Origin of the sequence: Pseudomonas sp. HMSC063H08 (genome assembly GCF_001813645.1) — a bacterium.
GTDB classification, from domain to species: Bacteria; Pseudomonadota; Gammaproteobacteria; order Pseudomonadales; family Pseudomonadaceae; genus Pseudomonas; species Pseudomonas aeruginosa.
Genome location: NZ_KV813334.1, coordinates 1 through 13,204, shown reverse-complemented (window position 1 = coordinate 13,204; position 13,204 = coordinate 1). Strand labels below are relative to the sequence as shown.

Genomic DNA, 13,204 nt, shown 5'->3' with positions numbered 1-13,204 from the left:
CCAACCGGGCGGCGACCGGGCACTGACGCACGGTCGCGCTCGGAGGGCGGATCAGGCGGCCGGCTTCAGGCCATAGGCCGCCAGTTGCTCGACGCTGCCGCTGTGGCGGATCAGGCGCGGGTCGTCGAGCGGCAGTTCACGGCCGATCTCGCGTTCGAGGATGGCCTTGAGCTTGCGGTTGTCGACCTTGCCGTCCGCGCCGACGGCATCCTTGAGCACTTCCGGGGCGACCGAGTACTTGGCGTCGGGCAGGTAGATGGCGCCGGTGGCGAAGTCGACGCCGAAGGCGATCAGGCCGGGGATGATATAGAACAGCAGGCCGATGGCGTCGAAGGCGACGATGGCCGGATCGATGCGACCGTCGATCTGGCCCCGTCGCTCGGGGTAGAACAGCGTACCGCAGGCCGACAACTGGCTCAGCAGGGCTGCACTGAGAACGGCACAGGAAACGCGGGTGGCAAGGCGCATGTATGACCTCCGGGTGAACATGACGGCGAACTATAGCAATCGACCAGCGTTCGGCAATCTTCTGCCGCGACGATGACGATAAGACCGTCGAAAGCGCCTGCCGGTTCGCCGGTATACTTCGTCGGTCAGTCCGGAGCCAGCATGATTTCCCTACCCATCGACGCCGTTGTTCCCGCCCTGCGCCAGGCCCTTGGCGCACAACACCAGGCCGTCCTGGAAGCCCCGCCGGGTGCCGGCAAGACCACCCGGGTGCCGCTGGCCCTGCTCGACGAGCCCTGGCTCGCCGGCCAACGCATCCTCATGCTCGAACCGCGACGCCTGGCGGCGCGGGCCGCGGCCGAGCGGCTGGCCGCCGAGCTGGGCGAAAAGGTCGGCGAGACCGTCGGCTACCGGATCCGCCTGGAGAGCAAGGTCGGCCCGAAGACCCGCATCGAAGTGGTCACCGAGGGTATCCTTGCCCGTCGCCTGCAAGACGACCCGGCGCTGGACGGTGTCGGCCTGGTGATCTTCGACGAATTCCACGAGCGCAGCCTGGATGCCGACCTGGCCCTGGCGCTGACTCTCAATGGCCGCGAACTGTTGCGCGACGAGCCGCCGCTGAAAGTGCTGGTGATGTCGGCGACCCTGGAGGGCGAGCGTCTTGCGGCGCTGCTCGGCGAAGCGCCGGTGGTGCGCAGCGAGGGCCGCATGTTCCCGGTGGATATCCGCTGGGGACGGCCGGCGCAACCCGGCGAGTTCATCGAGCCGCGGGTGCAGCAGGCGGTGCTCCAGGCGCTGGCGGAGGAAAGCGGCAGCGTGCTGGTCTTTCTTCCCGGCCAGGCCGAGATCCGCCGCGTTCACGAAGGCTTGCGCGAAGCCCTTGACGGACGCCCCGAGGTGCTGCTCTGCCCGCTGCATGGCGAACTCGACCTCGCCGCCCAGCGCGCCGCCATCGAGCCGGCGTCGCGGGGCACGCGCAAGGTGGTGCTGGCGACCAATATCGCCGAGACCAGCCTGACCATCGACGGCGTGCGGGTGGTGATCGACGCCGGCCTGGCGCGGGTGCCGCGCTTCGATCCGGGCAGTGGCATGACCCGCCTGGAGACCCAGCGCATCTCCCGCGCCTCCGCTACCCAGCGTGCCGGCCGCGCAGGGCGCCTGGAGCCGGGCGTATGCTACCGCTTGTGGTCGGAGAGCCAGCATGAGCAGTTGCCTGCCTACGGCACGGCGGAAATCCTCCAGGCCGATCTGGCCGGGCTGGCCCTGCAACTGGCGCGCTGGGGCGTGGCGCCGGAGGAGCTGGCCTGGCTCGACGCGCCGCCCGCGGCGGCCTACGCCCAGGCCCGCGAGCTGCTCGGGCGGCTGGGGGCGCTGAACGCCAGCGGCGCGTTGAGTGCCCATGGCCAGGCGATGGCCGCATTGCCGACCCATCCGCGCATTGCCCACCTGCTGCTGCGCGGCCAGGCCCTCGGCCTTGGCGAACTGGCTTGCGACGTAGCGGCGCTGCTCGGCGAACGTGACATACAGCGTGGCGGCGGCGCCGACCTGCACAGCCGTCTCGCCCTGCTCGCCGGCGAGGCCCGCGCTGGCGCCTCGCGCGGCGCGGTACAGCGCGCCCGGCAACTGGCCCGGCAGTTCCGCGGTTACCTGCGCGGCGCCGCCAGCGAAGCGGTCGTCGATCCCGGCCATCCTCGCTGGCTGGGCTGTCTGCTGGCCTTCGCCTATCCCGACCGCATCGCTCGCCAGCGCCGCGCCGGCGGCGGCGACTACCGGCTGGCCAATGGGCGCGCTGCGCAGTTCGGCGAACCGGACAGCCTGATGAAGCAGCCCTGGCTGGTGATCGCCGATCTGGGCAGCCGCCAGGGCCAGCGCGAAGAGCGGATCTACCTGGCCGCCGAACTCGATCCGAGGTTGTTCGATACGGTCCTGGCGGAGCAGGTCAGCCAGCGCGACGAGCTGCAGTGGGACGAGCGCGAAGGCGTGCTGCGCGCCGAGCGCCAGCGCCGGGTCGGCGAACTGGTGCTGTCCAGCGAGGCGCTACCCGGCCTCGACGAAGCGGCGCGCAGCCAGGCGCTGCTCGGCCTGGTCCGGCGCAAGGGCCTGGAGTTGTTGCCCTGGACCCCGGAACTGCGCCAGTGGCAGGCGCGCATCGGCTTGCTGCGCCGGCTGGACCTGGAAGACAAGGGCGAGAGCGAGTGGCCGGACGTCAGCGACGCCGCGTTGCTGGAACGGTTGGAGGAATGGTTGCCGGCCTATCTCGGCAAGGTCACCCGCCTGGCTCACTTCGCCAACCTCGACCTGGCTTCGATCCTCGCCGGGCTGCTGCCCTGGCCATTACCGCAGCGTCTCGACGAGTGGGCACCGAAAACCCTGGAAGTCCCCTCCGGCTCGCGCATCCGCCTGGACTACAGCGAAACCCCGCCGATCCTCGCGGTGCGCCTGCAGGAACTGTTCGGCCTCGGCGACACTCCGCGCATCGCCCAGGGCCGCCTGGCAGTGAAGCTGCACCTGCTGTCACCCGCGCATCGCCCGGTGCAGGTGACCCAGGACCTGGCGAACTTCTGGCGCAGCACCTATGCGGAAGTCAGGAAGGACCTGAAGGGACGCTATCCGAAGCTATTCCATAAGTTAGACCCTTGGGTTGAATCGCTTAACAACAAAAAGATTGACAGGTAGCGATTGTAAACTGACGCATAACATATAGGATTGACTGATTCATCAGGGGGGGCGAATGTCCTACACCAATCCGCGTCACGAAGGTCGTCTGATTCTCATCCCGAATTTGCAGGATGCCTTCGCTATCCTGCATGTCAGTGAAGCGCCTCGCGGCTCTATTGAGTCAGCGCTTGAGGGGGCTGAATCCAATCTGCTTTATAAATGCGATGAAGTCGGTTCAGGGAATGACCGTGCCCTGTTCAATTTCCCATTTTTGTTTAGTGCTAATGGCAACCCTTGGCACGAAGCGAACGACTACTTGCTGAGTCTCATGCGTGATAGGGCTCCTGCAAGTCGACGCACTGATGATGTTAGGCGTCGTGCCAGTAAACTGTTGGATTACCTCCTATTCTGTGAGGATAACAATCTGGATTGGCTCGACTTTTCCGGTGCCCGTCCTTCGCTTCGCCCGACTTACAAGTACTTCTATCACCTGATTAAAGAAGGCCGTCGCAGTAATCAGGTCATCAATCAATATACCGCTGCGGTCTATCACTTTTATAAGTACGTTTCCGAGCATTGGCATTACCTCGATCTAAAGCGTGTTGATACGATCAAGCAAGTGCGGCTTATCGTGCAGAGCCCAAAAGGCGCGAAAATCATCGATGCTGAAAAGCGCAGCCAAACGCGGCGTACGCCGCCTAGTAGCTCCGTTCCTTTGGGATTCGTGCGTGAAGATGGCGAGGATCTTCGACCTCTCTCCAATCTTGAGTTAGGCGCGCTTTTGGAGGCCATTAATGAAAAGAAATGGTCAACGATTGAGCGGTTGATTCTTCTCACGTCTCTGATGACTGGAGCTCGTAAGCAAAGTGTTTTGACCATACGCTTGAAGCATTTGAAAGGATTTACAGAAGACAAACTAGTGCCGGAATGTGCCTATAAATTGCATGCCGGCCCGCGCACAGGCATTGATACGAAATTTGACAAAACTCAAGTTCTGTATGTTCCAAAGCAACTTGCTGAAGAATTGGTCACGCTTGCACGTAGTCCGATGATGAGGAGACGGCGGGAAAAATTTCGTGCTCAATTAGAAGTCAGTCATCCCGGTCTGTTGATAGAAGAGGACGATATGTATTTGTTTCTCTCCGATCAAGGCAATTGTTATTACATGGCTTCAAATGATCCGCGTTACGCAATTGTTAGGTCGCCACAGACAGGGCAGGTGACGGAAACAATAAAGCGAAAATTGCAGAGTACAGCTTCTAGCCAATTTCCAAAAGATTTTACATATCACTGGCTGCGAGCGACTTTTGCCTATCAACTCTACCAGCGCCTGCAACCGTTGGTTCAAGAAGGCGTTTTGAAATTAGGGGAGGATATTGATTTTATTCAAAAACGTATGCATCACGAGTCTAGGGAAACAACTGAAAACTATCTAAAGTTATTCAATATGACTCACGAAAAAGTCATCGCCCAAGAGGTGTGGGAGAAGAAATTGTTTAACGGTAACTACGAAGTCATGAAATTGACGGTCCAAGAATGAGTAGTCGGCAGCTGTTAGAGCATCGCGAAAATACAAAAATTATTACGCTAAATGAGTTGGTTCAGGAGTTTTCCGAACCTGAGCGTTTGCGATTGCAGCTGACCGTTAAGGTTAAAAAGAAGCCGTTAGATATTGGTAGTTTTGCATATCTCATTCGTGGTAAGAATAAAAGTGTTCATGATGATCGCGGGACGCCATTGGTGATTGAGTCGTTCGTTGAAAGTCGTCGTGAGCTGATTGTGAGAGTTTTGGAGTCTTTTGTCGGTCTGCGTGATAAGTCAGTCTTGGCAAATTTCTTCCATACCGAATATTTTATTGATTGGTTGAACGCTGAGGGTTACCGAGAAATATTTTCCAGTAGCGTGGATGCTCAAAAGGCATATCGAGATTATACAGCGCATCTAAATCAAAAAATATCCGATAAAAAGCTGAAGCCCCGGACCGCGTCAAGCTACCAAACTAGAGCATCCAGCCTGATCAAATTACTTTATCCAGATAATAGTGTCCATATTCTTGCTGGTGCAGTAAGGATTGTTCCAGATAGAGGTTCTGCAACAGCAGGCGCTGCTCATGTCGAGTTGTATAGAGATGTTTGCTTTGCCATTGCCCAGCAGTGCAGTGATTTTATCTTGAATAAAAAACCTTACCCGCTCGTGGTTGGAGTTAGAGATTATGAAGTTGTTATATTTCCGTCCAACCGAGGCGCGAGCAGCCCATTTAAGGATGCTGCTCCTTCATATAACTCAGCTGAGCGGCGAATTGCTACGGCCGAAGAATACTTCGCGGCCTTCGAGAGGCTTGGCCGAAAAAAGCCGAGAAATTATAATGTCGCGCGCGAACTAAGAAGCTCCCAGGCATCTTTGGATGCGGCTAATGAAGATGGGCGCAACTGGCATCGTCTTAATCTAGCGAGTCTTGCGGCGAAAGCCTATGCTATCCTTTTTTTTATGATTACAGGTGCCACTCCGGCTGAATTTGAGCAGTTTAGTTACGAAGACGCACTCAAAGTTGAAAAGTCCCCTCTCAAGAAAGAGTTGTCGGCTGTGAAATTTCGGGCTGGCGGAAAGTCAACGCTTTACAACATTGGGCGGGGCTCGGGTTTGTCGCTGCTGAAAGAGTATTTAAAGCTGCGTGCGTGGATTTTGGATGGTGCGAGACATGAGCGACTATTCTTTGCAATGCCTACGTCTGGTCAGCTTAGAACTTGCAAAAGCTTTGGTGATCTTAACGTGACAAGCTCCTTAGAAAAATTTTATGAGTTTATTAGCGGGGTCTTTCTTGATCCGACTGTACCAAGACTTTCAACTCGTAAAATACGCAAGCACAAAAGCACTGAAATGCACTCTGCACGTTTGTCGCCGTCCACGGTAGCGGCATCCCTCAATCACACCGAAGCGGTGAATCTTTCTACCTATGCAGAGGCAACACCTGAACAGCAGCAATCCGAGTTCAGCCTGTTTTGGGATGCAATACGCCACGCTGCTCATGTTGTGCGTGAGCGAAGCCGCAAGGCTGTAGCAAGTAGTGTCGCAATAGCGGCGGGTCACTGCGAGGATTTCAATAAGCCGACGTCTGCCACTGATGTGGGATTGATTATAGAGCCGAACTGCCGCACCCAATATGGTTGTTTGTACTGCGAAAACTATTTATGTCACGGCGATGAGGAGGATCTGCATAAAATTCTGAGTTTGCAATACGTGGTCAATGCCGTGCGTAAATCGGCCCCCGATGCAGCGCATACTGAGGCACTTTTCAAAGAGTTATCTATCCGGATCGAGTTTATAGTCGATGCTCTTAGTGAGCGCTCTAGCTCGGTGAAACAGACAGTCGAAAAGGTTAAAGCTAAGGTGTTTGAATACGGCGAGTTAACTAAGTTTTGGGAAGTCCGGTTGGGTCGCTATGAAAAAATGGGGATCGTATTTTGAGTGCTGCTGTTCAGTCGATAGGTAGTCTTTTTTCTAGCGGCCAGTTTCCAGTCACCAGCCAGCCAGATAGTGCGGCTCAGCTGTATGGGAAGCCCGCGTCGGATTTTGTTATCTGTCGCACTGAGTATGGCAATGCAACGGCAGTGTACGGCGAGTCTGTATGGGACTTTAACCCGTACAGGCTGAGTGCAAAAAAAATTGGCCGAATACGCTTCGATATGGTGTTCGGTGATTATGGTCATGATCAGCAAGCGCTGATCGAAGAAGCCAAATATCTTCTGTATTGTCTTATTTATTTCGCTGGCGGTGGGCGGATTGGTAAGCTGAGTGCATCTACGATTATTTCATATTGGGTTGTGCTGCGCATCGCTATGAAGTTCTGCTATGCGCAGAAAAAGAAGTCAATGGTTGGTGTGCTGTCCTTGCAGCAGCTTTTTACCGTGCCTGTTTATCTAGCGGCTTTTGTTAGTGAAAGTAATTTTGACAAGACGGTTCTTAGTGGGATATTGCACGGATTGATTAGTGTGGGCGAGGAACGCCTAGGGTATGTTGTGCTGAATCCAAGAGTTTTTGATTTGAGAAGACCTGATTCTAAACAGCATCCGGTAATTCCGACACGCCTTTATTTGAATTTAATAAATATTTGTGGCGACCTGCTCGATCATCTTTACTTGGGTGTTGGGAATATTGATTCATTTATATCGTGCTTTGCTGATGAGTATTTCGGTCTTACTCCGCACCGTCAAAAATCTTTGGGGGTTGGTGGTAAGTCGCGCTATCGCCCCGGTATTCAGCAAGCAATAGAGGAATATGGTCTGGCTGCGGTTTTTGTCGGTGAGTTTGCCTGTTCCGAAAAGAGAAAGCTGCAGCGAGTCCTTCTCAAGATGCAGTATGTGGTGAGAATGGTGATACACCTATATACCGGCATGCGTGATCAAGAGGTGATGCGTATGTCTTATAACTGCTTATCTGATCAAGTCGTGAGATGTTCAGTGGTTGATGATCAAGGTTTTATGCGCGATCAACCGCAATCAGTACACATATTATCGACTACCACGAAGTTTAGCGGTTACAAGAAAGAAAGCGCATGGTTCGCGGCAGGCGAAGTCGTCAAGGCGGTCGAGGTTGGCCAGGCGATTTGTCGTGGTTTAGCCCGGCTCTATAGGATTGAACTGGATGATCGTTGTCCGCTATTCATCAATCCGTCCGTCCTGTGTAAAACGAAGAATTGTGCAGAAGTTGGTGTAACAGACTTTACATTGAGAGCAACGATGGGCAGTGCTTTGAAATCCTTATCGATTCAATCAGAGGATTTACAAGAGTTGGCTCAGAGCGACCCTTCTCGTGACTTTTACAATGAGCCAGATTTTGCAGTAGGCCAGCCCTGGCCGCTGACTAGCCATCAATTCCGACGTTCGTTGGCCTTCTATGGAAGCAGTAGCGGCTTTCTCTCGTTACCGACTCTGCGAGCGCAGTTCAAGCATATGACCATTCAGATGGCGCGCTATTATGCGAATGGCTTTGATAACTTGCGCACCATTTTTGGCTACTATGACGAGAAGAAAATAGACTTCGTGCTACCATATAACCACTTTGCTTTCGAGTTCCAGATGGCCATGCCGATGTCGGTGGCCAATCAGTTGATTGCAGATCTGCTGTTCAAAGAAGAACCGCTGTTTGGTGGCACCGGTTCATACATGCAGAGGCAGAAAGAACGTGTTGAAGCTGGCGAGATAAAGATTGAAGATATTCGTGCCGATACAGAGCTTCGGGTGAAGAACGGTGCAATTAGCTATCGGCCAACGCTACTCGGTGGTTGCACCAAGGTGGGCCGCTGCGATTCCTTCATGCTCGGTGACTATACTGAATGTTTGTCCTGCGAGGGTGCGATTATCAAGCCCTCCAGGTTAAGTGCGGCCATTGAGGATGCGAAAAACGAGTTGTCAAACTACGCAGAAGACTCAGGCGAATATCAAATTGTGAAGGGCGATATTGAGCGCCTAATGGTTTTCAAGACTCGCCTGATCGACACTGTGGAGCTTTAGTCATGAAGTCTGGTGAAGGAATAAGCAAGGGGGTTGGTGCCTGTCAGGAAGCTTTGCAGCGCCTTCTCGATGGGAAGCCTTTTATGCCCGAGCATGTAGGGCTAGACCTATCCAAACTTACCGCGAGCATCGTCAGTCATGAGGCTGGATTTGACCGTGGTTATCTGAAAAAGTCTCGCAAAACACATTTGCCATTACTCGCAAAGATCGAGGCTTGTCGTGCTGAGGCTGACAAGGGCTGCGGCTCATCAAGTGGTAAAAGCATTAAACGTTTAGCAGATAAAGTTTTGTTTTTAGAAAAAGAGCTGGCGATGGTCAGTTCGCAGCGTGATCGAGCGCTTACACAGAACCTCCAGCTATGGGCGCGCGTGAGAGAACTGGAACTAGCTGAGCGTCAGAACAAGTCACGCCGGGTTCGGCTACATCATTGATAGATTTACGCCTCCTCGACAGCATCACAAGCGTCGGGGAATGTTCTAGCTAGTAGTCTGGATAATGAGGTTAGGGCCGACAGCATTAATGCAATTTCAAGCCTTCTTGAGCGCCAGCGTCGATCAGGTGGGCTAAAGCTCTGACGCCTGAGGCAGTAGGCCGCATGGATCGCATGCAAGCACGCTTGCGATGCGATACAGCTTCTCGACGGTGATGTTGACCTCGCCACGTTCGATCCGCCCTACGTAGCTGCGGTCGATATTGCACGCCAGCGCCAGTGCATCCTGGGAAATCCGGCAGGCCTTCCTCTGCACTCGGATGCGTTCCCCTAACGCTTTCGCCAACTTATCCATGACCGTCTCAATTCAACTTGAGGCGGCACTATCGTGCGTTTGCGGACGCACAGGCCACGGATTATAATCCGCATTTCTTTCGCGCTAACTCTTCTGGTGCCTCAATGAAATCGGCCTCGTTTATCTTCGACAGGCGTCTGTATGAGCTGCTTCAGGAGCCAGGGCGTACAACCTTTACGACCCGTGAACTGCGCGATGCCTATGCTGCTCGCCTGAATGGCACACATTTCCGTATCGCCGATGTGCGACGCTATGTGTATGAGCAGATCCGTCGACTAGTGCGCGCGGGCTGGGTTGCACTGGACGAGGACCGTCGTGTCCGAGGACAGGTCTACCACCTGCAGCCGATTCCGGCACACCTACAACTGGAACTGATCGACAACGGTTTTGAGAGCAGCCTTATGGCTGCCGGAGTGCCCGAACCAGACACGGCGGTACGCGACGTGGAGGCTTTGCCGGCCAATACGGATTTGCAGTTGGAGGCGCTCCACAAGGAAATCCGCTTGGACTTTCTCACTTCAATGGGCGAGGCAGAGCGATTCAAGCTGCTTCTGGACGAGATGCCGCATTTGCGCGACAAGGTTGAAGGCGATTACCTGGAGGCCAGGGATCGCAGTTCTCGCCTTCTGGGCCATTTACGCGCCATAGAAAAGACCCTCAAAACGCTCGCAGCGCCACGATGAGCAGATCGCTACGCAGCTGGCAGAACAGCTGCATCACCAAGGCGTTGGAGCACCTTACCGTCACGCAGCACTTCTTCTGCCAGGCAACGCCGGGAGCCGGGAAGACGCGCATGGCCGCGGAGCTGACCAGCCGACTGCTTCAGCAGGACAGAATTGACCTGGTGCTGTGCTTTGCGCCGTCCTGCCAGGTCGTGGAGGGTTTTCGTTCGACTTTTTCGGAAGTGCTAGGCAGACGTCTCGATGGCCAGATGGGTGCCGTGGGGGCGGCCTATACCTATCAGGCCATGGAATACCGTGATGAGGGATTCTGGCAGCTTCTTGATGACTACCGGGTGCTTGTGGTCTTCGATGAAATCCACCATTGCGCCGGCCACGATCCGCTCCTCAGCAATGCCTGGGGGCAGCAGATACTGCACCGGATACAGGATCGCGCTGTCTTCACGTTGGCCCTGTCTGGCACGCCCTGGCGTTCGGACGACAAGGCCATTGCCTTGGCTCGCTATTCGTCGCCCGAAGGGCATTTGATCTGCGATTACCGCTATGGCTTGAAAGACGCCATTGCCGACGGCGTGTGCCGATCCCCTCGCATTGTGTTGCTCGATAATCAGAAGGTGAAACTCACTGAAGAACTTGGCGCGGATAGCTCCGTCAGGCTGTTTCCCAGCATCGCCAAGCTTTTGGGGGAGTCACCTGTCACCTATGAGGAACTGCTGCGCCATGACGACGTGATCAATCCAATCCTCGACCTTGGCTACAGCAAGCTCAACGAGCTACGCCAGATCAAGCCTGATGCCGCCGGCTTGGTGGTGGCTACCGACATCGAACACGCTCAGCAAATAGCCCAGGCTCTGGAAACAATGGGTGAAGAGTGCCGTATCGTGACCAACAAAACCCCGGATGCGCAGCAAGTGATCAATGCATTCCGCAGCAACACCTGCCGCTGGATTGTCGCCGTAGGAATGATCAGCGAAGGCACCGACATTCCACGCCTGCAAGTGTGCTGCTATCTCAGCCGTATCCGCACCGAACTGCATTACCGGCAAGTGCTGGGACGGGTACTGCGACGCACAGGTGAATCGGATGACCAGGCTTGGCTATTCATGCTGGCAGAACCGAAGCTTCAGGGCTTTGCGGAGCGAATTGCAGATGACTTGCCGGATGACCTGGCCGTTTTGAGAGATGTGCAGATGCCTGGATTTAATCCAGACTCAAGGCCTGAACCGATGGGTGCTTCGGGCCATGTCAAGGGTATCGGCGATGCTGGGTTAGGTGGCGCAGAACCTGGTATTGGGTCGCAGGCTACGAACATCATTTCGCTGGGTGGCTTTGCAAATGAGCCCGCTTACCAGGTCAGCTTTTCCCAGCATTACCGGCAGCAGCTACTGGCTTGTTTCTGATGCTCAGCCAGTCGAGGCTGCTCGAATGATGCCGGTGTGCATGAATCCATAACCGGCCGGTGCCGCGTGGAACGTAATCGTGAGGTGCGTATGGAGGTTAGGTCGCAGGCATTGGTCGATGTCGTTGAGGATGTGATCTGCGACGTGTGCCGCTCTGGAACTCGTATCCCTGGCTATGGCCTTCAATACGGCAAGCTTGAAGCCCAATGGGGATATGGATCACAGCATGACGGAAAGCACTATCGGGTGCATCTCTGCGAGCCCTGCTTTTTCAGGGTGCTGAGTGGATTGCGTCGGGAGTGTATGGTCAATGGCATGTTCGATGATGAGCAGCCATTTTCCTCTGAGGATTTTGGCTTGGTCAGCAAGGGTAACTACTGGGAAAAGAGCTGATGACAGGACTGCGGCTGAGCGATCTTCTTGAACCCGTCATGCAGCTTGCTTACGAAGCAGGCCTACTTATTGAGTCAGAGCTTAATAGACCAGACGGCCCAAGGGGCAGTGGCTTTAAGGCAGACGTCGATGTTGAAATCGAGGTACTTCTGCGACAGCGACTGAAGCACATCCTTAATTGCGATTTTGTCGGAGAAGAAACGGGCTGCGAGCTATCAGGCCACCCATTTAGTTGGGTTGTTGACCCCAATGATGGAACAGGCGACTTCCTCAATCGTCGGCCGGGCTCTGCCATTTCTATCGGATTGCTGCATAACGCAACGCCAGTGCTGGGCGTGGTTTACGCCCCCGTCACGCCTAGTGGTCCTGACTGCATAGCATGGGCTGAGGGTGCACCGGCTTTACTGCGTAATGGTCGTCCCGTGAATAATGACCTGCAATCTGCGATCTTGGGTAAGCGTCCAGCCAAGTCACCTTCCGAACTCCAGCATTAAGGGCGATGGTGTCCGCGTATTTTTAAGCGGACGCGTTCGTCCTTAACGTTAGGATTTCCATGCGCCAACGAAGCTCTTACCCCGAACCGTTCAAGGTCCAGGTCGTTCAGGAATGCCTACAACCGGGTGCGACCGTCTCCAGCGTTGCCATCCGCCATGGCATCAACGCCAACGTCATTCGAAAATGGCTACCGCTTTACCGAGATCAGCTACCCGCGGCGTTGCCGGCGTTCGTTCCATTGAGGGCTACGCCCAAACGGCCGACTGCAGCATCGGTGATTATTGAGCTATCGCTTGGCGAGCAGTCAGTCACAGTGAAATGGCCAGTGTCCGATCCTGACGGCTGCGCCCGCTTTGTCCGGGGGCTTGCCCCGTGATCCGCATCGATAGCATCTGGCTTGCCACTGAGCCGATGGACATGCGCGCCGGCACCGAGACCGCATTGGCCCGTGTAGTGGAGGTATTCGGTGCGGCGAAGCCGCACTGTGCTTATCTGTTCGCCAACCGCCGCGCCAACCGCATGAAAGTGTTGGTGCATGACGGTGTAGGGATCTGGCTGGCCGCGCGGCGATTGAACCAGGGCAAGTTTCACTGGCCAGGCATCCACCGCGGCTCGGAAGTTGAACTCGACACCGAGCAGCTTCAGGCTTTGGTGCTCGGTTTACCTTGGCAGCGGGTTGGTGCAGCCGGTGCGATCACAGTGCTGTAGCGCCGGCCATTAGCCCATCGCTTTATCTGCGCTGATCGCCTGCTCTGGCACAATCAGCGGCATGACTTCCTCGCCCAATCTCGACCAACTGACACCTGGTGGTTTCGTCGGGGATGCGCTCCAGGTTC

The 13,204-nt window shown here is 55.5% G+C and carries 13 protein-coding genes; 11 read left to right on the top strand and 2 right to left on the bottom strand.

Going from position 1 to position 13,204, the window contains the following annotated elements:
• Nucleotides 1–51 precede the first annotated feature (51 nt).
• Complete coding sequence (locus HMPREF2924_RS01805; RefSeq protein WP_003093116.1) at nucleotides 52–468, bottom strand: hypothetical protein; 417 nt, start codon at nucleotides 466–468, stop codon at nucleotides 52–54.
• Nucleotides 469–609: 141 nt separating this feature from the next.
• On the opposite strand from HMPREF2924_RS01805, the gene hrpB reads away from it, so the two are divergent.
• Genes hrpB through HMPREF2924_RS33775 form a run of 5 tightly spaced genes read left to right on the top strand, consistent with a single transcriptional unit; the run spans nucleotide 610 to nucleotide 9,046 of the window.
• A complete protein-coding gene (gene hrpB, locus HMPREF2924_RS01800) occupies nucleotides 610–3,123 on the top strand; it encodes an ATP-dependent helicase HrpB (RefSeq protein ID WP_003132539.1) in 2,514 nt (837 codons plus the stop codon).
• A gap of 55 nt (nucleotides 3,124–3,178) precedes the next feature.
• Nucleotides 3,179–4,645 carry a site-specific integrase gene (locus HMPREF2924_RS01795; protein ID WP_003132541.1) on the top strand — a complete coding sequence of 489 codons (1,467 nt, stop codon included), beginning with the start codon at nucleotides 3,179–3,181 and terminating at the stop codon, nucleotides 4,643–4,645.
• Nucleotides 4,642–6,570: a hypothetical protein gene (locus tag HMPREF2924_RS33780; RefSeq protein WP_003132543.1), complete on the top strand. Its 1,929-nt coding sequence runs from the start codon at nucleotides 4,642–4,644 to the stop codon at nucleotides 6,568–6,570. The genes HMPREF2924_RS01795 and HMPREF2924_RS33780 overlap by 4 nt, the downstream gene beginning before the upstream one ends.
• Complete coding sequence (locus tag HMPREF2924_RS01790; protein ID WP_003132545.1) at nucleotides 6,567–8,615, top strand: hypothetical protein; 2,049 nt, start codon at nucleotides 6,567–6,569, stop codon at nucleotides 8,613–8,615. The genes HMPREF2924_RS33780 and HMPREF2924_RS01790 overlap by 4 nt, the downstream gene beginning before the upstream one ends.
• Nucleotides 8,616–8,617: 2 nt before the next feature.
• Nucleotides 8,618–9,046: a hypothetical protein gene (locus HMPREF2924_RS33775; RefSeq protein WP_010562495.1), complete on the top strand. Its 429-nt coding sequence runs from the start codon at nucleotides 8,618–8,620 to the stop codon at nucleotides 9,044–9,046.
• Between the two features lie 132 nt (nucleotides 9,047–9,178).
• Here HMPREF2924_RS33775 and HMPREF2924_RS01785 read toward each other — a convergent pair whose 3' ends face one another.
• Entirely contained in the window at nucleotides 9,179–9,400 is a 222-nt protein-coding gene (locus HMPREF2924_RS01785) for a helix-turn-helix domain-containing protein (protein ID WP_010562496.1), read from the bottom strand.
• Between the two features lie 104 nt (nucleotides 9,401–9,504).
• Here HMPREF2924_RS01785 and HMPREF2924_RS01780 point away from each other — a divergent pair, with 104 nt between their 5' ends.
• From HMPREF2924_RS01780 to tnpB, 6 genes are all read left to right on the top strand, one after another.
• Nucleotides 9,505–10,083 carry a hypothetical protein gene (locus tag HMPREF2924_RS01780; RefSeq protein ID WP_003127304.1) on the top strand — a complete coding sequence of 193 codons (579 nt, stop codon included), beginning with the start codon at nucleotides 9,505–9,507 and terminating at the stop codon, nucleotides 10,081–10,083.
• Nucleotides 10,080–11,480 carry a DEAD/DEAH box helicase gene (locus HMPREF2924_RS01775; protein ID WP_003127305.1) on the top strand — a complete coding sequence of 467 codons (1,401 nt, stop codon included), beginning with the start codon at nucleotides 10,080–10,082 and terminating at the stop codon, nucleotides 11,478–11,480. Before HMPREF2924_RS01780 ends, HMPREF2924_RS01775 begins: the two co-directional genes overlap by 4 nt.
• A gap of 90 nt (nucleotides 11,481–11,570) precedes the next feature.
• Nucleotides 11,571–11,873 carry a hypothetical protein gene (locus HMPREF2924_RS01770; protein ID WP_003298444.1) on the top strand — a complete coding sequence of 101 codons (303 nt, stop codon included), beginning with the start codon at nucleotides 11,571–11,573 and terminating at the stop codon, nucleotides 11,871–11,873.
• Nucleotides 11,873–12,367, top strand: a complete 495-nt coding sequence (locus HMPREF2924_RS33770; RefSeq protein WP_017340928.1) for an inositol monophosphatase family protein — start codon at nucleotides 11,873–11,875, stop codon at nucleotides 12,365–12,367. Before HMPREF2924_RS01770 ends, HMPREF2924_RS33770 begins: the two co-directional genes overlap by 1 nt.
• A gap of 59 nt (nucleotides 12,368–12,426) precedes the next feature.
• Complete coding sequence (locus tag HMPREF2924_RS36865) at nucleotides 12,427–12,744, top strand: IS66-like element accessory protein TnpA (protein WP_010562498.1); 318 nt, start codon at nucleotides 12,427–12,429, stop codon at nucleotides 12,742–12,744.
• Nucleotides 12,741–13,076, top strand: coding sequence for an IS66 family insertion sequence element accessory protein TnpB (gene tnpB / locus HMPREF2924_RS36280; RefSeq protein ID WP_010562499.1), 336 nt, complete (start codon nucleotides 12,741–12,743; stop codon nucleotides 13,074–13,076). The genes HMPREF2924_RS36865 and tnpB overlap by 4 nt, the downstream gene beginning before the upstream one ends.
• Nucleotides 13,077–13,204: the final 128 nt, after the last annotated feature.